Genomic DNA, 19,102 nt, shown 5'->3' on the forward strand with positions numbered 1-19,102 from the left:
CCCCGTTCACGGGGAGAAGGTGCCCCGAAGGGGCGGATGAGGGGCAGCGCCATACTGGGCAAAGCTTGGCGCCGCCCCGCCTCCCGGCATCCTCTCCCCGTGGACGGGGAGAGGAGAGCTTGCCCCGCGCCGCCGCGCCCTTTCTCGCCTTCGCCAGGCTGCTGCGCCGGCACGGCTTTGCCATCGCGCCGGAGCAAGTGACCGCCTTCATGCAGGCGGTGACGCTGCTTGGGCCGCGCTCGATGAACGACATCCGCGAAGCGGCGCTTGCGACGCTCGCGCCCCCGCCGGATCGCCGCGGCGAATTCGAGGCGCATTTCCAAGGCTTTTTCTATGGCGGCGCCAAGCCTTCGGTCGAAGGCGAAGAGGATGATGAGATCCGCGTCAAGGATGATCGCGGGACGCGTGAAGAAGAAAGCCAGGCCGTTCGCCAGGAGAAAGGCGGCGAGCTGTCCTCGGCGCTCGAGCAACTGAGCAGTCGCGATTTCCGGCAAGACACCGATGGCCTTAGTTCATTCCGCCGCCGGCTGGCGTCCGCCCTGCCCGCCCGCCGCTCCTTCCGCACCGCGCGCACCCGCTCGCGAGGCACGCTCGACCTCAGGCGCTCGCTCAGCGAAATCGTCAGCGCCGATGGCGACATTCCCTCGCCGCTGCTGCGCCGCCGGCAGACCGTGCCGCGCAAGCTCCTGCTGCTCATCGATGTTTCCGGCTCTATGAAGCTGCACACTGCCGACTACCTCAAGCTGGCGCATGCTGCAGTGCAAGGCGCCGACCGTGCCGAAATCTTCACCTTCGGCACCCGGCTCACCCGCATCACCTCGGCGCTGCGCGTCCGTAATCGCGACCAGGCGCTGGCCCGCGCGGCAGCCCTGGTCGACGACTGGGACGGCGGCACCCGCATGGGGCCGGCGCTGCTTGCCTTTCTCTCGGTGCCGCGCTTCTCGGCCTTCGCGCGCGGCGCGGCGGTGGTGATCCTGTCGGATGCGCTGGAACGCGGCGACCATTCCGACCTCGAAACCGCGATGCGCCGCCTCAGCGCCCGCGCCTTCCGGCTGTCGCTGGCGACGCCGCTCGCCGGCGACCCGCGCTTCCGGCCGGCAACGACGGCACTGCGTGCCATCCTGCCGGTGCTCGACGACCTGGTCGACGGTTCGTCGGCGAGGAGTCTCTCTGATTTCATTCTGTCGCTCGCCCGCCCCGCTCCGGCGGCCGAAACCATCTGGAAAAGGGTAGCGTGATGCAGAAAGTGATCGACGCGCATTTCCACATCTGGCGCCAGCAGGACCAGCCCTGGCTGGTCGGGCCGATGGTGCCGCGCATCTTCGGCCACTACGAGCCGATCCGCCGCGACTATCCGATCGGCGAGTTTCTCGACGACCAGAAAGGCTCCGGCGTCGAGAAGGCGGTCTATGTCCAGACCAACTGGGCCAAGGAGGATTTCGAGAAGGAAGTCGCTTTCCTGCAGAAGACGGCGGAAGAGACCGGCTGGCCGCACGCCATCGTCGGCTATGCCGACATGACGGTCGACGACGTCCGGCCGCAGATCGACCGGCTGATGAAATACAAGCTGCTGCGCGGCGTGCGCGTGCAGCTGCACTGGCATGAGACCCCCGCCTTCCGCTTCGCCGCTTCGGCCGACCAGGTGATCGATCCCAAGGTGCGGGCCAATGTGGCGCGGCTGAGGGATTACGGCCTGTCCTTCGACCTGCAGCTCTTCCCGGCGCAGATGAAGGACGGCCTGACGCTGGTCGGCGAGAACCCCGAAACCAATTTCATCCTCACCCACGCCGGCATGCTGACCGGCATGGAACCGGAAACGACCGAGGCATGGAAGGCCGGCCTGCGCACGCTCTCGGCGGCGCCCAATTTCTACGCCAAGCTGTCGGGGCTCGGCACTTTCGTGCACCGCAACGACCCGGCATTGATCGCCTACATCATCGACAACGCGATCGATATCCTCGGCAGCGACCATCTGATGTTCGGCTCGAACTTCCCGATCGAGAAGCTCTGGACCAGCCACGCCGAGCTGATCAAGGCGCACCGCGCGGCGGTGGCGAGGCACGGACCTGCGGCGGAGGCGGACATCCTCTGGAATACCGCAGAGCGTGTTTACCGGCCGGTTTGACGGGCGCTCGCCAACAAGCCGCCTCATCAGAGTGCGATATTCCGCTCATATTGACCATTAGAGCGGAATACCGCTTGATTTCCAAATACCCTAACGGACGATCAGCGCCGAGCCTGGCGCGCCGCTATCGGCATGGGCTGGGACACGGCCTCGTTGTCGGAAATTCTGGTCATGACGCGCTGGTTGAACAGCATAAGGCGGAACCAGTCTAGAGCTTATCCAACAAACTTCCGTGTCGCCTCGCCGCCTGTTATGGATGAGCGCGGGCCGGCCGAGGGAAATGCATGAAGCCCATCTATATCGACTACCTCAACGCCCTCGATATCGAGGCGCTGGCGATGACCGACGCCGAGATCATCGGCGCCGTCGAGGCTGGGCTTATCGCGCAAGGCAACGGCCAGACGGTGATCGAGCCGCGCGTCCATCTTGAGCCCGACCCGTCCTTCCACGGCCACTTCAACGTGCTACGCGGCTATGTGGCGCCGCTCGATGCGGCCGGCGTGAAGATCGTCGGCGACTACGTCGACAACTACCTGCACGGCCTGCCGTCCGAATTCGGCATCCTCAACCTCTTCGATCCGCGCACCGGGACGCCGCGCGCCATCCTCGACGCCACCGTCATCACCGACATGCGCACCGGCGCGGTGACCGCCATCGGCGCGAAACATCTGGCGAAAAAATCGTCGAAGGTGCTCGGCCATATCGGCACGCGCGGCACCGCCTACTGGAACGTGCGCCTCCTCGATCACCTCTTCGACTTCGACGAGATCCGCGTCCATTCGCGCCGGCCGGAAAGCCGCAACGCTTTCGCCGCGAAGCTGGCTGCCGACCTCGGCAAGCCGGTCATGGCCGCGGCCGACTGGAAGAGCTGCGTCGAAGGCGCCGACATCGTCGTCGAGGCCTCGCGGCTGCCGGAACCGCAGCCGCTGCTCAAGACCGAATGGATCAAGCGGGGCGCGCTGGTGGTGCCTTATGGCACGATGAGCGCGGTGGAGCTTTCGCTCACCGACATCATGCAAAAGATCGTCGTCGACGACTGGGGGCAGTGCAAGGGCGGCAAGTTCGGCTCGCTGCGCGCCCATGTCGAGACAGGACGGCTGAGCGAGGCGACGCTGCATGCCGAGCTCGGCCAGATCGCGGCCGGCGTCAAAGCGGGCCGGCAAAGCGACGGCGAGACGATCCTGTTCTGGCACCGCGGCCTCTCGCTTTCCGATATCGCGCTGGGCACGGCGATGCTGGCCAAGGCCGCGGAACAAGGCGTCGGCCAGAGGCTGCGCTTCGCATGAGCCCGCTCGTTCTCACCGGCGCCGGCGTCAGCATCGAGGATGTGGCGGCCGTCGCGCGCGATGCATGCAAGATCGAGGTCACGCCCACGGTCGTCGAGCGGCTGGGCAAGGCGCGCAAGGTGCTCGACGAGGCTGCCGCTGGCGGCCAGCAGATCTACGGGCTGAACACCGGCTTGGGCGCCAATCTCGGCACGGCTGTCGAAGGCGATGCCGGCGCCTTCCAGCGCCAGCTTCTCGACGGCCGCGGCGCCGCGGTGGGAAACGCATTGCCTGCCCAGCTCGTGCGCGCGGCAATGTTCGCCCGCATCGCCATGCTTTCAGCCGGCGGCTCCGGCCTGTCGCCGCATGTCTTCGCCGCGCTCGTCGATCTGCTCAACGCCGGCGTCCATCCGGTCATGCCTTCGCTCGGCTCGATCGGCGCCGGCGACCTGGTGCTGATGACGGCGATCGCCCATACGCTGATCGGCGAAGGCGACGCCGACTATCAGAGCAGGCGCATGCCTTCGGGCGCTGACGATGGCGCGCCTCGCCCCGGTCCGCCTGGCGCCGAAGGACGGCCTGTCGCTGATCAACGCCTCGGCTGTTTCCACCGGGGCGGGTGCGCTGGCGCTGGTTGACGCGCTGTCAGCGCTCGAACAGCAGCAGCAGGCCGGTGCATTGACTATGGAGGCCCTCGGCGCCAACCGCGCCATCCTCGATCCGCGCCAACACCAGGCGCGGCCCGCGGCCTGCCAGCAGGTTGCGGCCAAGGCGCTGCGCGAGTTGCTCGCCCGTGACAACCAGCTTGCGCCGACCACCATCCAGGATCCGCTGTCGATCCGCTGCATGCCCTCGATCCACGGCGCGCTGATCCAGGCGATCGACCATGCGCGGCTCGCCGTCGAGATCGAGCTCAACGCCGCCGCCGACAACCCGCTGGTGCTCGTTGATGACGTGCAGGTTTTGTCGACCGGCAATTTCCACACCGCCTCGCTGGCTCTGGCCTTCGAGACGCTGGGCCTGGCGATCGCTCAATGCGCGGCGGCCTCCGCCGCCCGCTTCATCCAGCTCACCGGTTCAACCCGCCACGGCCTGCCGAAATATCTGTCACCGATCGGCGGCGCCTCCGCCGGCTTCGTGCCGCTGCAGAAGACGGTGACGGCGATGCTGGCCGCCATCCGCCACAAGGCCAATCCTGTGATGCTCGACTTCCTGCCCGTGTCCGAGGGCGTCGAGGATCACGCCACACAGACGCCGCTTGCCGTCGCCAAATGCGCCGAGATGATCGCGCTGTGGCGGCGCCTGATCGCTTTCGAGCTGATGGCGGCGGCACAGGCCGTCGATTTGCGCGAAGGCCTCACGCTGGCGCCGGCGACCGGCGTGATTCACGCGGCTGTGCGCACGCATGTGCCGACGCTCAAGGAAGACCGGCCGCTCGGCCCCAATGCCGACGCGCTCCACGCCGTGCTCGCCGATGGGACCTGGCGGGCCTAACGGCGGGCCAACGCTGCTCTTTCAGACCTTTCCGTCCACCTTCTTCATGAAGAGGGTGAGCTCGTCGGGATCCATATGCACGACATGCCTGTCTTCCGGATAGGCGCCGCTGTTGACGTCGGCGACGTATTCGGAAAACGCCGCGATGCGTTCCTGCTGCAGCCGGTCGTATTCGGCGGCGAAGTTGCGATAGACTTTTGAATGCCGAGGCATGTGACCGCGATTGGTGCCGAGGATATCTTCGGCAAACAGATATTGGGCATCGCAGCCCGTGCCCGCGCCCATCGACAGCATGATCAGCGAGGTGCGCTCGGAGATCGCCTTCGCCACCTCGACCGGCACCACCTCTATCTCGGCGCCGATCGCGCCTGCCGACTCCAGCTGCTTCACCGCCTCGAACACTTGCATGGCAGTGTCGGCGGTCTTGCCGACAGCCTTGAAACCGCCGGTCCAGGTCGCGCGGGAAGGAATGAGCCCGACATGACCGATGACGGGAATAGCATCATCGGCCATGCGCTTGATGGTGGCATAGCCGGCGCTGCAATAGACCGCGTCGGCGCCGGCCTTGTAGAGCCGGAACGACCAGCGGACAAAATCGTCCGCGGTGCCGATCTCGAAGAAATTGTCGCCCGGCATGGTGAAGAGGCTGGGTGCTGCATCGCGGTATTGCGGATTGAGCACCAGTTCCGGCGGCACCGAGACGATGTCGATGCCGGCGCGCTCGGCGGCTTCCGCTTCTTCCAGCGTCAGCACGCGCAGCATGGTCAGCTGCCGCTTGCCCTTCATGGCGCGCAGATCGGCTACGGTCGGTCTCTTTCGGCTCATCGGTACATCCCTGTGGTTTTGGCTGAGCGCTTTCAGCCGATATCGATCATCACCTTGCCGGCTTCGACCTTGACCGGATAGGTCTTGAGGTTGACACAGACCGGCGCGCCCTTGGCCTGGCCGGTCTTGTAGTTGAAGCGGCCATTGTGCTTGGGGCATTCGATGATGTCGTCCATGACCAGCCCATCGGCCAGATGCGCCTGCTCATGCGTGCAGAACCCGTCCGTGGCGAAGAACTCGTCGTCCGGCGAGCGGTAGATCGCGAAGGTGCGGCCGCCATGGTCGAAGCGGATCACATCCTCCTCATCCACATCGTCCACAGCGCACGCTTCGACCCAATCCGCCATCTGCTTTCTCCTGACCGGTTCGTGCCGCTGCTACGCGGCGCACAAACCCTATTCCGCGGCAGCCGCCGTCATGTCGACCTCGTGGAACTCGCCGCGATAAGGCTTGGCCGTCGGCGGCAGTTCCCGCTTGAGGTAGTAGTCCTCATATTTCAGCTGCCTGAGCAGCACCGGCCAGACTTCGCGATAGGCATGCCATATCGACGGATTCGGTTCCGGCAGGTCATGCTTGATCAACTCATGCAGCTTCGGCAGCGCGTGATAGGGCACCATCGGGAACATGTGGTGCTCCACGTGGTAGTTCATGTTCCAGTAGATGAACCGGCTGATCGGGTTCATGTAGACAGTGCGCGTGTTGAGCCGGTGGTCGGTGACGTTGTCGGCGAGCCCGATATGCTGCAGCAGGCCGGTCATCACCATGTGCCAGGTGCCGTAGAGACGCGGCAGGCCGATCAGCACCAGCGGTATCCATGACCCAAGCGCGATCGCGACAGCGATCGTCGCGGCATACACGACCATGTGCCAGCGCGCCGCCACAACCGCCTTCCCGTACTCCATCTCCGGGATATAGCTCTTCTCGTCGTCTGACAGCTTGCCGAAGGCCTGGCGCACCAGCGTCGGCAGCGAATAGCGGAAGTCGAGGATGCCGGTGAAGGCCAATGCCGCCTTGATGAGGTCCGGCGGCCGCATGACGGCGATCTCGGCATCGCGGCCGACGATGATGGTGTCGGTGTGGTGGCGCGCATGGCTCCAGCGCCATTGCACGGGATTGCGCATCAGCATGAAGGAGGCGATGTGGTAGACGACATCGCTCATCCAGCGTGTGCGAAACGCCGTGCCGTGGCCGCATTCGTGCCAGCGCGAGTCGCTCGACGAGCCGTAGAGCACGCCATAGACGAACAGGAACGGCACGACCCACCACGTGCCCCAGAACCAGATGATGCCGGCAGCTGAGCCCAGGATCGCGACGATCCAGATGATGGTGTCGCGGATCGCCGGCCCGTCGGAACGCTGCATCAGTTCTTTCATGGTCTTGCGCGGCACGTCGGTGTGATACCACTCGGCCGAGGCAAGCCCGGTCTCGATCGCGAGCCGAGTGCTTTCGCCGACAAGGCTGTAATCGCGCTTCTTTGCCGTCGTCGTCACATTTGCCTCCAATCTTCGCGCACCGCTGGCAATCCGGTCCGCCGGCCGGAGGGCTCGCTATGGATAATTGTCGCGCTCATGCCCTGCCCGCCAGTCTTGGAAACTTGCCGGACGGCTGAGGATAATCCTGCTCGGGTTGGCGGGCGATGGCCGCGATCCTGTCTTCGGCGTCGGCGATCGCCTCCCTGCCGTCGAGAATGCGGAACACCGCGTCATATGCACGGGCTTCGCCATGCTCCAGCCAGATCATCTCGCCGCGCTCGCGCGCCGCAAGGTCGCCGAGCACATGGTGCGTCGAGGGCTCGATGCCGAGCGCGTACTGGCCGGCCTGGAAATTCTGCCACTGGTAGCAGCAGGGCAACTGATCCTTGCGGGTGACGACCTCGAAGCCGAGACCAAGGCGGTCATTGACGATGGCCACCGGCACCTCGCCCTTGTCGTCGGCGCCGAGCTCGTGCTGCCAGACCTGCTCGCTGAAGCCGAGCCGCGGCGCCGGAACGCTGCGATAACCGACCTTCTGCGCCTCGTAGTGCTCGCCGGCATGCGCGGCCCACACCACGTCACGGATCGGCGCCAGATAGCGCGAGCCCTCGTCGAGCAAAGGATGCCCGACATTGACGTGGTAGAAATACATATGCGGGGTGCGGTGGAAACCGTGATTGACGACGCGGTCCGAAACCCGGATCTCGCTGCCCCCGACATCGGCCTCGATCCGGCGGATGAGATGCAAATCCTCGCCGAACACGGTTGCCTGCTGGACGATGCCTTCGGCCCACAGGACGCAGCGGTCGCCGTCCCAGCTCTCGCCATAGCCGGTGAGCCGCGCCGGAATGGTGCCGATGCGCCCATGCAGCGAATGCGTCACCGTCTTGCGGCCCGGATAGTTGTAGTTCTCGGCTGGCACCACGTTGCGGCCGAGTATATGGTCGAGGCCGCAGGTGACGAGCAGGCCCGAGAAGGACCGCCCCCACGCAAAGCCATCCTCGCCCTCATAGTCATGCAACCCCGGATGGCGGAAGCCGCTCGGCGAATGCCAGCCGATCGCCTGCCCCTTGTATTCGCAATCGGCGATGTCGAGAGCGCGGTCGACCAGCGCGGTGAAGCGCAAGCCCGAGCCGGTGCGGAACTCGAGCATGCGGATGCCGCGCTCGACGCCGTCGCCAAGCGTCATCAGCCGTACCCCGCCGAACTGCGACAGCATGCCGGACCGCTCGGAAACCTGTCGTCGCGAAAGCGTCTGGCCGTAAAGCTTCACCATGCCGTCACTGCGCCCTTTTCATCAGGGCCGACATGTCGGCGCCGGTTATCAAGCTTTCGACGGTCAGAAGGTCGGTGTCGGCAACCGTCTGCTCGGCGACGATCTCGCCCCGGCGCATGACGACGATGCGGTCGGCGACCTCGAACACGTGATGGATGTTGTGGGTGATCAAAAGCACCGAGTGCCCGGCCTCGCGCATTTCCTTGACGAAGCGCAGCACGCCATGCGTCTCCTCGACGCCGAGATTGTTGGTCGGCTCGTCGAGGATGATCACTTTGGCGGCGAACTGCATGGCGCGCGAGATGGCGATCGACTGCCGCTCGCCGCCGGACAGCGTGCTGACCAGCGCGTCGGCGTCGAGCTTCTTCGAGATGCCGACCCGCTTCAGCAGCGTCGAGGCGGCATCGCGCAGCTTGGCGAGGTCGAGCGGCGCGAAGACGCCGAGCCATTTGAGATTGACCGGCTCGCGGCCAAGGAACAGGTTGCGCGCGATGCTGAGATCCGGCGCCAGCGAGGTGTCCTGGTGGATGGTCTCGATGCCGAGATCCATCGCCTCGCGCGTCGACCGGATCGAGACCTTCTCGCCGCGCACATAGACGTCGCCGCGATCGATCGGGAAGACGCCTGAGATCGCCTTGATCAGCGTCGACTTGCCGGCGCCGTTGTCGCCGAGCAGCGCCACCACCTCGCCTTCGCTCAGCGTCAGCGAGGCATTCTTCAGCGCCCGCACGCTGCCGAAGGATTTTTGCAGATTCTGCAGCCGCAGCACTTCCTGCATCATCGTCAGCTCCTTGCGGCGTTTTTCTGCAGCAAAGCGTGCAGGATGAGCATGGCGAGGATGATCACGCCGACGAAGATGTTGTAGGCCAGCCCCGGCACGCCGACGAGCACGATGCCGTTGCGGATGGTGCGCAGCATCAGTGCCCCGACGATGGTGCCGAGGATCGTGCCGCGCCCGCCGGTCAGCGCCGTGCCGCCGACCACCACCATGGCGATCACTTCAAGCTCGTAGCCGGTGCCCGCTACGGGCGATGCCGCCGAGATGCGGAAGGCGCTGATCATGCCGGCGAGCCCGGCAAGTACCGAGGTTGCGATGAACAGCCAAATCTTGACGGCGTCGGCCGGCACGCCGCGCGCCACCGCCGCGTTGCGGTTGGAGCCGATGGCGCTGATCCAGTTGCCGAGTTTGGCGTAGCGCAGCACATAGACCGCAAGCAGCGACAGGGCGATGAACCACCACAGCGAGGTATAGAAGCGGAACGAGCCGATGTTGACGCTGCCGGCAAGCAGCGTGACGAAGAAGCCCGGCTGGTCCCAGGACTTCAGCGGAAACCCCTGTGTGATATAGAGCGCCGCGCCCCGCACGATCAAAAGCATCGACAGCGTCACCAGGAAGGACGAGATGCCGATCTTGGTGACGATCACGCCATTGATCGCGCCGATCGCGATGCAGAGCAGAAGTCCTACAAGCAGCGCGACGCCGATATCGACGCCGGCGTTCTGCGCCAGCAGCATGACCACCACCGGCGCCAACGCGAAGACCGCGCCGACCGACAGGTCGAATTCGCCTGCGGTCAAGAGCAGCGTCATGCCGAGGGCGATGATGCCGAGCTCCGGCAGGAACGCCATCATGTTGGAGATGTTGAGCGGCGACAGAAAATTGCCGTCGGCGACCGCGAACACCGCGAGCAGGACGACAAGAATGACAAAGGAGGAGAATTGCGGCGAGCGCATCAGGCTCGACCTGCCTTTCGCGCTTCGTACGCCGTCTTCCGCTGTGACCGCCATGACTTGCTGAACCATGCTTCTGCGTGGTGCCCGCCGCGTGAACGGCGGGCACCAGTTCTCACTTCTTGTCGTAGAGCTTCAGGATCGGTTCGACGCTGGAGGCGTCGTAGAGCCCGAAAGTGTGGATGTCGTAGCCGATCGGCTCGCCCGAAGCCGCAAGTCCGAGCAGCGCGACCGGCATGAAGCCCTGCGCCGACGGATACTGCCAGGCGGCGGCATTGACGAACCCGTCCTTGACCGCTTCGGCGGTCTCCTTCGAATTGCCCCAGCCGACGACCGGGACCTTGCCGGCCGGAATGCCGGCGCCGTCGAAGACCCGCTTCACGCTTGCCGCCACCGAGTCGCCCAGCGCGATGATCGCCGGCGGATTGTTGGCGACCATATAGTCGGTCATCTTGGCGATGATGCCGGCCGGATCGGTGCCGCAGTCGACCACGTCAAATTTGATGCCGAGCGGACCGAAGACGCCGGCGATGCCTTCGGTCTCCAACTGCTGGTAGCTGGCGCCGGGCACCTCGACCGGCAGGAACACCTTGTCGCCGTGCTTCACCATCTTGTGGTCGACGAGGTACTTGGCCCAGATGGCGCCGGCTTCCTTGAGGTCGGCACCGACATAGGCCTGCCGTCCGGTCGGCGGATCGTCCGTGTTGAAGAACACGATCGGAATGCCGGCCGCCTTCGCCGCCTTTACCTCTTGCGTCCACAGGCCGGGCTGCGCCGAGGTGGTGGCGATGCCGTCGGGCTTGGCGGCAAGCGCCGAATTGAACGCTTCCTTCTGCGCCGCCATGTCGCCGCCGCTGAAGGAGATCTTGCAGGTGACCTTGAGCTGGTCGCAGGCCTTGGTGGCGCCGGCATTCCAGTCGATCCAGAATGCGTCCGACGGGCCGCCATGCGACAGGAGATAAAAGATCTTCTGGCCGTCTTGCGCGGATGCCGGCGAGCCTAGCGCGACGCCGGCGAGCAAGGTTGCGGCAGCCGCCAGTTTCATTGCGAATTTCAGCATTTTCATTCCTCCCGTGGATTTTGGGTCGCGCCGCCGCGGACCGGCGGCACGAGGGCGACCGTCAAAGGCCGTTGGCGCGGAACTTCCCGTCGAGGAACTTCTTGGCGCGCGGCACGTCGTCCTCTGACAGATGCTCGATGATGACGGGGATGTTCGGGTGCTTCTCAGCGAGCCGCCGCAGATAGAGGTCGTAGTTCAGCGAGCCGAGGCCGGGCGCCGGCAGCTCGATCTCGCCGACGCCGCGGAAAGTGTGGCTCTCCAGTGCGTCCTCGTCGCCGATGTCGGCGTGCTTCTCCGACTTGTCGCCGCCCGAGCGCTTCACGTCCTTGGCATGCGCAATTTTGATCTTGTCGGTCAGCGTGTCGAATACCTGGTTCAGGATCTGGTCCATCCGGTCGATGTTGTGCGTCTCGAAATAGTTGGTCGGATCCATCAGCAAACCGAGGCCGGGATGGTCGACCTGCGCGAACATCTTCACCGTCTCCTCGACCGAGCCGACGACGTTGTTGACATAGGTCTCGAGCAGGAAGACCGCGCCGTGGTCGTAAGCCGTCTGGGCAAGGTCGGCGATCACCTTGCGGCATTCCTCAAAACCTTCCTCGGTCTTGTTCTTGGGGTGATGCACCCAGTCGGACTCGGTGTTGTAGGTGCCGGTCTCCGAGATCACGTAAGGGCTGCCGAAATGGCGGGCATTGCGGATGATCTCCTTGAGGTAGCCGACGCGCTTCTCGCGCTCAGCCTTGTCCGGGTGGATGATGTTGGTGTAGCCGGACACGCAGCAGACCGGCAGGTTGTGGTCGCGGAAGGTGTCGCGCACCGTCTTCGCCTTGTCCTTGGTAATCTGGCCGTCCGACAGGTCGATGTCCTTGAAATGCAGGTCGAGCTGCACCGTGTTGAAACCGAGCCCGCGGATCTTTTGCGCCGTCTCTTCGAGGCCGTACGGGAAATAACCCGTGAAAATGCCTGCCTGCATCATGGTGTGAATTCCTCCCTGTAAGCGATTCGAGTTGCTGGTGATTCAGTTGGTCAGATGGCGATTTCGGAGAGCTTGACCGTGCGACCCGAGGCGATCGAGCGATAGCCCGCCTCCACCAGCGCCATCGTCTTGACGTTGTCGGCGACGGAGAGCGCCGGCGGCGTGCCGGTCTTCACGGCATGCTGCAGCTGTTCCATCACGCCGATGAAGGCATGCGGGAACCACATCGTACTCCAGCTCGGGCTGACCCACTCGCCGCCGGTCGTTTCGGCGGACGCATAGGTCAGCGTCGAGGCAGCACCCGTCGGCCAGCCGATCGTGCCCTTGGCGACACCCTTGGTGCCGTCGACGCGCCAGTTGATGTGCTGGTCGTCGTGATAGCCTTCCTGGCGCGGACCGGACCACACGTCCTCCAGCGACACCGCGAGCACGCCCGACGGGAAGCGCAGTGTCGACACCGTGATGCCGTCGGAATGGTCGAAGCGCGTGCGCGGGTCCTTGCGCGTCAGCGTCGTGATCTCGTCGGGATCGCCGAACAGGAAGCGCAGCACGTCGAGATGGTGCACGCTCATATTGGCGAGCGTCAGCCGGTCGTAGTCTTCGAGGAAGGTCTGCCAGTGCGGGATCGCGTGCATGTCGATCTGCGCGAAGACGATGTCGCCGAGCTCGCCATTGTCGATGATCTGCTTCAACACGCGCATCGACTGGTCGTAACGCATGTTCTGGTTTACCGAGAGGATCTTGCCGGCCTTTGCGGCCTCGTCACGCAGCTTGACCGCCTCCTCCACAGTCAGCGCCAGCGGCTTCTGCGCCAGGATCGCCTTGATGTGCTTCTGCTTCAGCGCGTGCCGGATCAGCGCCGGCTGCTGGTCGGGCGGAAAGGCAAGGTCGATGATCTCGACTTGCTCGTCCTCGATCAGCCGTTCCGGCGTGTCGTGCACCGTGGGAATGCCCCAGCGGGTGGCAACCTTCTCAGCGTTCGCTTTGGTGCGCGAAGCGATCGCCACCACCGGAAAGCCGGCCTCCCTGTAAGCCGCCAGATGGCACTCGGCCATGATCATGCCGGCGCCGACGCAGCCGATCCGGTATTCCTTGGTGCGAACCTTAACGTCCGGCTCGAAACCTTTGCTTGCCATATGTTTCTCCCAAAATTCTGTGCTTGCGGCCGCCGTCACAACGCGCCTCCGTCCTGGCCGAAATAATGCACTCTGGCCGGCTCGCAGGATATTGCCACCATCGCGTCCGGTCGGATGTCGGGCTGGCCGCGCAGCAACGCGCGAAGCCGCGCCTGCCCGGCGGCGAGCGTCACCACGGTGTAGCCGCCGAGCGGCTCGACCTCAAACACCCGCGCCGGGCGGCCCGTTCCCCCTTCCGCCGTCTCGTTGTCCGTCCAGGGCCGGACCTTGATGTCTTCGGGCCGCAGCCCGATCTCGATCGCCTCGGCCGGCGCCTTGTCGTCGGCAATGCGGATCGCGCCGTCGGCCGCTTCGATCCCGCCTGCGCCGCGCACCGACGGCAGGATGTTCATCATCGGCGAGCCGAGCATCCTCGCCACATAGGCGCTGGCTGGCCGGTCGTAAATTTCCGCCGGCGCGCCGATCTGGCGGATGCGGCCGTTCTCCAGGATGGCCATGCGGTCGGCGACCGACATCGCTTCCTCCTGGTCGTGCGTGACATAGATCAGCGTCTTGCCGAGCTCGCGCTGGATGCGCTTCAGCTCGACGCGCGTCTCCTCGCGCAGCCTGGCGTCGAGCGCCGAGATCGGATCGTCCATCAGATAGGCAGCCGGGTCGCGCACCAGGGCCCGTGCGATCGCCACCCGCTGCCGCTCGCCGCCGGAAAGCTGCGCCGGCGGCTTGTGCAGGATATGGCCGATATGGAGCTTGGCCGCGACGTCGCCGAGGCGCCTTTCGATCTCGGCTTCCGCGACCTTCCGCTCGACCAGCGGGAAGCGGACATTGTCGCGCGCGCTCATATGCGGGAACAGTGCCAGGTTCTGGAACACCATGGCGACGTTACGCTCGGCCGGCGAGACGCTGTTGACCGGCTTGCCGCCGATCAGGATCTCGCCGGCATCCGGCTGCTCCAATCCAAGCACCAGCCGCAGAATTGTCGACTTGCCCGACAGTGGCGGGCCGAAGAAGCAGAAGAACTCGTTTTCGTTGACGATGAACGAGGCATCGTCGACGGCAAGTGTGGCGCCGTAGTGCTTGGTGACATTGCGAAAAACGATATCCGCCATGATTCAGCCTGCCTTCACTGCGCGGCCGCTGGCGGCGTCGAAGACGCGCACCGAGGAAGCCGGCGGCGCGACGACCGCGGTCTGCCCGATCGACAGCCCGACATCGTTCTCGAACACCGCCTTCACGGCGCTCCCGCCCTCGCCCAGATGCACGATGGTGCGCGCGCCGATCCGTTCGACGAAGCTCACCGGCATCGAAAGCCCGCGCTCGGCAAGCGTCACCTGCTCCGGCCGAAAGCCGTAGAGCACATCTCCGCGCACCGCCCTCACCACTGGAGCGAGCTCGTCCGGCAAGGGCGGCGTGACGCCGAGCGGTCCGAGATCGATGACCAGGCCGCGATCGCTTTCGGCCGGCTTGCCCTTCAGCAGGTTCATGCCCGGCGCGCCGATGAAGCGGGCGACGAAGGCATTGGCCGGGTTGTTGTAGACCTCGAGCGGCGTGCCGACCTGCTGCAGCACGCCATGGTCCATCACCGCGATGCGGTCGGCCATGGTCATCGCTTCGAGCTGGTCGTGCGTGACATAGACCATCGTCTGCCTGAACTGGCGCTGCAGCTGCCTGAGCTCGGTGCGCATCACCGCGCGGAACGCCGCATCGACATTGGAGAGCGGCTCGTCGAGCAGGAAGATCGCCGGCTCCATGATCGCCGAGCGGCCGATCGCCACGCGCTGCAGGATGTTGACCGACAGCCGGTCCGCCTTGCGGTCGAGCAGCGGCGAAAGCTGCAGCATCTCGGCGATGGCGCCGACGCGGCGGTCGATCTCGGCCTTGGCGGCGCCGCGCATCCTCGGCCCGTAGGCAAGGTTCTGCCGCACCGTCATATGGGTGAAAATAGCATAGTTCTGGAAGACGAAGCCGACGCCGCGCCGCCCCATCGGCACGCCGGCCATGTCGCGCTTGCCGAACAGGATTTTGCCGCTGGTCGGCTCCTCCATGCCGGCGATCATATTCATCGTCGTCGACTTGCCGCAGCCCGAAGGCCCGAGCAGCGCCATGAACTCGCCGTCGGCGATTTCGAGGTCCATCGTCTTCAGCGCGGTGAAGTCGCCGAATTTCTTGACCAGGTTGTGCAGATGGATGGCGCTCATGCCGCCACCTCCCGTACCTTTGCCATGCGCTTCATGGCGTAGACCGCGACGATGGAAAGCACGATGAGGATGGCTAAAGCGATCGCCGCCACATATCCCCAGATCAGGTCCTGTGTGGTGACCTTGTAGATGTAGACGGAGATCGTCTCGGTGGCGACGCCGGGACCGCCGCCGGTCATGATATAGAGCGTGTCGAAGATCTTGAAATTCTCGATCACCCGGATCGCCAGCGCGATGATGATGATCGTCTTCATCTTCGGCAGCACGATGGTGGTGAAGCGCTGCCACGCGTTGGCGCCGAGCAGCGTCGCCGCCTTCATCTGATCCTCGGGCACGCCGACCAGGCCGGCGAGCAGGATGAGGAACATCAGCGGCGTCCACTGCCAGATGTCGGCGATCATGACCGCGATCAGCGCCAACGTCGGATCCGAAAGCCAGGCGATGGTGACGGGCGTGCCGATGATCCTCGACAGGATGTCGTTCACCGGGCCGCCCGACTGGAACAGCATGAAGAACATGTAGCCGGCGACCGCGGGCACCACCATCATCGGCATCAAGAGGATCGAATAGAAGATGCGCTTGCCGGGAAAGTCGTCGGCGAACAGCGTTGCCAGCGCTAGCCCCAGCAGGAACTCCGCCGGCACGCAGACGAGCATGACGATCGCCGTGCGCTCCAGGGCGCTCCAGAAGCGCGTGTCGGCTGCAAGGTCGGTGTAATTGGCAAAACTGTTCCACATCTCCCAGGCGCTCCACCAGCCGGCGCCCGAAAGCGGCGACCAGTCGGTGACGCTGATGTAGAGCTGCATGAGCAGCGGAAACGCCGAGATGAACAGCACCAGTATCTGCGCCGGCAGGGTCAACCGGAAACCCAGGCGCGCGCCCTCGTCCCGCAGGGTTGGCTTTGCAAGGGCTGCGTCCATCTCGCCCTCCGCAATCGTCGCAGTCACCGCGCTCATTGCTTGAGCGCTCCGAAGGTCAGCCCGCGCACCAGGTGGCGCTGGATGGCGATGCCCATGATGACCGGCGGCACCGCCGCGATCAGGCCGAGCGCGGCCTTGGCGCCGTAGAGCTGCCCTGTCATCGACGACGACAGCGACGCCATGTAGACCGGGATCGTCACCCATTCGCGCGTCGTGAGCAGCAGCGCGATCAGATAGTCCGACCAGTTGAGGATGAAGACGAAGAGCGCCGCACTTGCCAGCGGCGCGCGCATCATCGGCAGCGTGATGCGGGTGAAGACGCGCAACCGCGAGCAGCCTTCGACGAGCGCCGCCTCCTCGATCTCGCGCGGCATGTCGTCGAAAAAGGTCTTCATCAGCCAGAAGGCGAAGGGCAGCGTGACGATGCCGTAGATCAGCGCCAGCCCCCACCAGGTATCGTTGAAGTTCAGGAATGCCCACATGATCATCACCGGGATCATCACCGCCATCGGCGGAAACAGCCTCAGCTGGATCAGCGCCAGCTGCAGGTTCTGGCCGGCGCCGAAACGCGACAGGCCGTAGGCGGCCGCGGTGCCCGCCGACATGGCGATCGCGGTTCCGAACACCGCCGACAAGAGCGACGACACGATCGGCTTCAGTGCCGTGCGGTCGAGCGCGACGATCAGGCTGTTGGTGGATTCGCCGAATACGAACTGGAAGTTGCTGAGCGTCGGGTTCTTCGGCCACCATGTCAGGTCGGCGCCGGTCGCCGACCATTCGGCGATCGGCTTGAAGGCCATCGACACCATCCATAGGATCGGCACCAGCGTCACCGCGAGCGCCGCGAGGATCGCTGCGTAGCGGAAGATCTCGAAAGGAATGGAACGCTTCATCTGGCTGCTTTGCTGGTGGCGTTACGGCGGAGGGGAAGAGCTGGCGCCCCTCCCCTCCGGTTCTGATCCAGGGAGACGGATCAGCTGATAGGATCGAGAACCGTGGGCCAGGCCTCCTTGTTGGTCTTGATCGCTTCGTTGAGCTTGTCCTCGCCGGTGCGCCGGGCGATCTTCTTCCACTCCCGTTCGGTGTCGGCCATCGCCTGCTCGGCGGTCTTGGCCTTGGTCAGCGCCGCGACGAGGTTTTCGTCGAGCGCGTTGTGGAAGGCGGTGGCGCCTGGATAGTTGATGGTCGGCACGGTGCGGGCGACCGTCTCGCGCACCACGTCCATGTGGTAGGCGTGGTAGGTCTGGCGGACCAGCGGATCGGAGAAGTCCGACAGCCGGAACGGATCGAAATAGCCGCCCGGATTGGCCGTCATCCAGGCATAGATGCGGCTCGAGCCCAGCCACTGCAGCAGGAGATATGCGACTTCCGGGCTCTTCGATTGCGACGAGACCATGCCGGTCAGCGAGAACCAGAGCACAGAACGGCTGATCAGCTTGCCATCGATCTCGCGCCCTGGCGGCAGCATCGAGCCGATCTTGCCGGTGACCTTGGAATCCTTGTTGCCGGCATTGTCGAGGAATTTCGGCAAGTTGGAGAAGGCGCAGGTCATCGCAGCACCCCCCTTGGCGAAATTGCCGTACTGCTCCGGCCAGCCCCACGAGATCGCGTCCGGCGAGTGATGCGCCAGCGAGTCGATATATTCCTTCGTCGCCGCGACGCCCTGTTCGGAGTTGATCAGCGGCTTGCCGGCGTCGTCGAACAAGAACTGGTTTGGCGACGCCATCGAGACATAGCGCTGGTACCAGTTGGTGTAGCCCCAGCCCTGGTTGCGCAGGTCGGTCGAGCCGAACAGGCCCTTATCCGGGCGCTGGAAGAAGGCCGCGATCTCGCTGTGCTGCTTCCAGGTCTTCGGCGGCGCAAGGTCGTAGCCATGCTTGTCCTTGAAGGCCTTCTGCTCGCCGGCATCGCCGAACAGGTCGGTACGGTAGACCCAGGTCTGGAAGTCGCCGTCCAGCGACACCCCATAGGTCGAGCCGCGATACTGGTTGAGCAGCGACACGCCCTTGGCGCCGTTGACGTAGCCGCGCTCCGGATCGTCCCATTCGGGCTTGTGCTGGGCGACGAAGTCGTCGAGCTTGGCGATGCCGCCGGTTTCGGCGAGATCGCCGAGGCGGTTCCATTCCGTCGAATAGATGTCGTAGGCCCCACCTTTGGTGGAGATGTCCTGCATCGTCTTGGTGAATTCCTGGCCGTTGGGCAGGCCGACGATCTCGATCGGGATGCCGGTTTCCTTTTCCCACAGGTCCTTGATCGACGGCGCGCCGGCCGGGAACGGCTGCGTCAGTTGGCCGATCGATCCGTCCGAAAGGCCGAGCACGATTTTTGCCGGCGCCTTGCCGGCGGCTTTCAACGCCTTGGCCGCTTCGACGGCGCGCCCTTCCGGCGTATCCGGCCCGTATTGGTAGCGCTCGGCGCCGTCGAAGCCGGTCGGCCCGCCGATCATGCCGGGCGCCAGCGCGTCGGCGGCATAAGCGCGGCCGGGACGAATGAATTGCGGCGCGATACCCGTCGCGGCGACAAAAACCGCCGCCTTTCCTCCGGACGCCAGCAGGCGGCGCCGCGAGACGCGGATCAAATCAGTCATTGGAACTCTCCCATAAGGGCCTGTTCCTCCTTGGCCCTTA

At 65.0% G+C, this 19,102-nt stretch carries 17 protein-coding genes and 1 pseudogene; 4 read left to right on the forward strand and 14 right to left on the reverse strand.

The features are described from left to right. The first annotated feature begins 119 nt into the window (after positions 1 to 119). From EH240_RS02955 to EH240_RS02970, 4 genes and pseudogenes are all read left to right on the forward strand, one after another. Positions 120 to 1,238 carry a vWA domain-containing protein gene (locus EH240_RS02955; RefSeq protein ID WP_245435809.1) on the forward strand — a complete coding sequence of 373 codons (1,119 nt, stop codon included), beginning with the start codon at positions 120 to 122 and terminating at the stop codon, positions 1,236 to 1,238. After that, positions 1,238 to 2,125, forward strand: coding sequence for an amidohydrolase family protein (locus EH240_RS02960; RefSeq protein WP_167483902.1), 888 nt, complete (start codon positions 1,238 to 1,240; stop codon positions 2,123 to 2,125). Before EH240_RS02955 ends, EH240_RS02960 begins: the two co-directional genes overlap by 1 nt. A 284-nt stretch (positions 2,126 to 2,409) precedes the next feature. Beyond that, entirely contained in the window at positions 2,410 to 3,411 is a 1,002-nt protein-coding gene (locus EH240_RS02965; protein WP_124995919.1) for an ornithine cyclodeaminase family protein, read from the forward strand. Further along, a pseudogene (locus tag EH240_RS02970) lies at positions 3,408 to 4,884 on the forward strand (HAL/PAL/TAL family ammonia-lyase). Before EH240_RS02965 ends, EH240_RS02970 begins: the two are co-directional and overlap by 4 nt. Before the next feature lie 21 nt (positions 4,885 to 4,905). On the opposite strand, the gene EH240_RS02975 reads toward EH240_RS02970, so the two are convergent. The 14 genes from EH240_RS02975 to EH240_RS03040 form a co-directional block, all read right to left on the reverse strand. Next, positions 4,906 to 5,709, reverse strand: a complete 804-nt coding sequence (locus tag EH240_RS02975) for a 3-methyl-2-oxobutanoate hydroxymethyltransferase (protein WP_124995920.1) — start codon at positions 5,707 to 5,709, stop codon at positions 4,906 to 4,908. A gap of 32 nt (positions 5,710 to 5,741) precedes the next feature. After that, positions 5,742 to 6,056 (reverse strand): MocE family 2Fe-2S type ferredoxin, encoded by a 315-nt coding sequence (locus EH240_RS02980; protein ID WP_124995921.1) that lies wholly within the window; start codon positions 6,054 to 6,056, stop codon positions 5,742 to 5,744. A 48-nt stretch (positions 6,057 to 6,104) separates the two neighbouring features. After that, positions 6,105 to 7,199, reverse strand: a complete 1,095-nt coding sequence (locus tag EH240_RS02985) for a fatty acid desaturase family protein (protein WP_167483897.1) — start codon at positions 7,197 to 7,199, stop codon at positions 6,105 to 6,107. Positions 7,200 to 7,275: 76 nt separating this feature from the next. Further along, positions 7,276 to 8,457, reverse strand: coding sequence for an aldose 1-epimerase family protein (locus EH240_RS02990; protein ID WP_124995923.1), 1,182 nt, complete (start codon positions 8,455 to 8,457; stop codon positions 7,276 to 7,278). A 4-nt stretch (positions 8,458 to 8,461) separates the two neighbouring features. Beyond that, entirely contained in the window at positions 8,462 to 9,238 is a 777-nt protein-coding gene (locus EH240_RS02995) for an ATP-binding cassette domain-containing protein (protein ID WP_124995924.1), read from the reverse strand. Positions 9,239 to 9,240: 2 nt separating this feature from the next. Then, positions 9,241 to 10,260, reverse strand: coding sequence for an ABC transporter permease (locus EH240_RS03000; RefSeq protein ID WP_167483898.1), 1,020 nt, complete (start codon positions 10,258 to 10,260; stop codon positions 9,241 to 9,243). A gap of 43 nt (positions 10,261 to 10,303) precedes the next feature. Beyond that, on the reverse strand, positions 10,304 to 11,248 hold the full coding sequence (locus EH240_RS03005) for a sugar ABC transporter substrate-binding protein (protein ID WP_124995925.1): 945 nt from the start codon (positions 11,246 to 11,248) through the stop codon (positions 10,304 to 10,306). A gap of 61 nt (positions 11,249 to 11,309) precedes the next feature. Further along, the gene (locus EH240_RS03010; protein ID WP_124995926.1) at positions 11,310 to 12,224 is read right to left on the reverse strand and encodes a sugar phosphate isomerase/epimerase family protein; all 915 of its coding nucleotides are present in this window, start codon (positions 12,222 to 12,224) and stop codon (positions 11,310 to 11,312) included. A 50-nt stretch (positions 12,225 to 12,274) separates the two neighbouring features. Then, positions 12,275 to 13,360 carry a Gfo/Idh/MocA family protein gene (locus EH240_RS03015; protein ID WP_124995927.1) on the reverse strand — a complete coding sequence of 362 codons (1,086 nt, stop codon included), beginning with the start codon at positions 13,358 to 13,360 and terminating at the stop codon, positions 12,275 to 12,277. 35 nt (positions 13,361 to 13,395) lie between these two features. Continuing rightward, positions 13,396 to 14,466 (reverse strand): ABC transporter ATP-binding protein, encoded by a 1,071-nt coding sequence (locus EH240_RS03020; protein ID WP_124995928.1) that lies wholly within the window; start codon positions 14,464 to 14,466, stop codon positions 13,396 to 13,398. A gap of 3 nt (positions 14,467 to 14,469) precedes the next feature. Then, positions 14,470 to 15,555 carry an ABC transporter ATP-binding protein gene (locus EH240_RS03025; RefSeq protein WP_124995929.1) on the reverse strand — a complete coding sequence of 362 codons (1,086 nt, stop codon included), beginning with the start codon at positions 15,553 to 15,555 and terminating at the stop codon, positions 14,470 to 14,472. Then, positions 15,552 to 16,511, reverse strand: a complete 960-nt coding sequence (locus EH240_RS03030; protein ID WP_124995930.1) for a carbohydrate ABC transporter permease — start codon at positions 16,509 to 16,511, stop codon at positions 15,552 to 15,554. The genes EH240_RS03025 and EH240_RS03030 overlap by 4 nt, the downstream gene beginning before the upstream one ends. Then, positions 16,508 to 17,368 (reverse strand): carbohydrate ABC transporter permease, encoded by an 861-nt coding sequence (locus EH240_RS03035; protein ID WP_124995931.1) that lies wholly within the window; start codon positions 17,366 to 17,368, stop codon positions 16,508 to 16,510. Before EH240_RS03035 ends, EH240_RS03030 begins: the two co-directional genes overlap by 4 nt. 80 nt (positions 17,369 to 17,448) lie before the next feature. Further along, positions 17,449 to 19,062: an extracellular solute-binding protein gene (locus EH240_RS03040; RefSeq protein ID WP_124995932.1), complete on the reverse strand. Its 1,614-nt coding sequence runs from the start codon at positions 19,060 to 19,062 to the stop codon at positions 17,449 to 17,451. Between the last annotated feature and the right edge of the window lie 40 nt (positions 19,063 to 19,102).

Origin of the sequence: Mesorhizobium tamadayense (assembly GCF_003863365.1) — a bacterium.
GTDB classification, from domain to species: Bacteria; Pseudomonadota; Alphaproteobacteria; order Rhizobiales; family Rhizobiaceae; genus Mesorhizobium; species Mesorhizobium tamadayense.

Bases quoted from the DNA above. Each gene is read 5' to 3' on its own strand.
- EH240_RS02990 (WP_124995923.1), bottom strand. From the start codon at position 8,457: ATGGTGAAGCTTTACGGCCAGACGCTTTCGCGACGACAGGTTTCCGAG.
- EH240_RS03040 (WP_124995932.1), bottom strand. From the start codon at position 19,062: ATGACTGATTTGATCCGCGTCTCGCGGCGCCGCCTGCTGGCGTCCGGA.
- EH240_RS02995 (WP_124995924.1), bottom strand. From the start codon at position 9,238: ATGATGCAGGAAGTGCTGCGGCTGCAGAATCTGCAAAAATCCTTCGGC.
- EH240_RS02960 (WP_167483902.1), top strand. From the start codon at position 1,238: ATGCAGAAAGTGATCGACGCGCATTTCCACATCTGGCGCCAGCAGGAC.
- EH240_RS02980 (WP_124995921.1), bottom strand. From the start codon at position 6,056: ATGGCGGATTGGGTCGAAGCGTGCGCTGTGGACGATGTGGATGAGGAG.
- EH240_RS03000 (WP_167483898.1), bottom strand. From the start codon at position 10,260: ATGGTTCAGCAAGTCATGGCGGTCACAGCGGAAGACGGCGTACGAAGC.
- EH240_RS02975 (WP_124995920.1), bottom strand. From the start codon at position 5,709: ATGAGCCGAAAGAGACCGACCGTAGCCGATCTGCGCGCCATGAAGGGC.
- EH240_RS03030 (WP_124995930.1), bottom strand. From the start codon at position 16,511: ATGAGCGCGGTGACTGCGACGATTGCGGAGGGCGAGATGGACGCAGCC.
- EH240_RS03020 (WP_124995928.1), bottom strand. From the start codon at position 14,466: ATGGCGGATATCGTTTTTCGCAATGTCACCAAGCACTACGGCGCCACA.
- EH240_RS03035 (WP_124995931.1), bottom strand. From the start codon at position 17,368: ATGAAGCGTTCCATTCCTTTCGAGATCTTCCGCTACGCAGCGATCCTC.
- EH240_RS03005 (WP_124995925.1), bottom strand. From the start codon at position 11,248: ATGCTGAAATTCGCAATGAAACTGGCGGCTGCCGCAACCTTGCTCGCC.
- EH240_RS03025 (WP_124995929.1), bottom strand. From the start codon at position 15,555: ATGAGCGCCATCCATCTGCACAACCTGGTCAAGAAATTCGGCGACTTC.
- EH240_RS03015 (WP_124995927.1), bottom strand. From the start codon at position 13,360: ATGGCAAGCAAAGGTTTCGAGCCGGACGTTAAGGTTCGCACCAAGGAA.
- EH240_RS02965 (WP_124995919.1), top strand. From the start codon at position 2,410: ATGAAGCCCATCTATATCGACTACCTCAACGCCCTCGATATCGAGGCG.
- EH240_RS03010 (WP_124995926.1), bottom strand. From the start codon at position 12,224: ATGATGCAGGCAGGCATTTTCACGGGTTATTTCCCGTACGGCCTCGAA.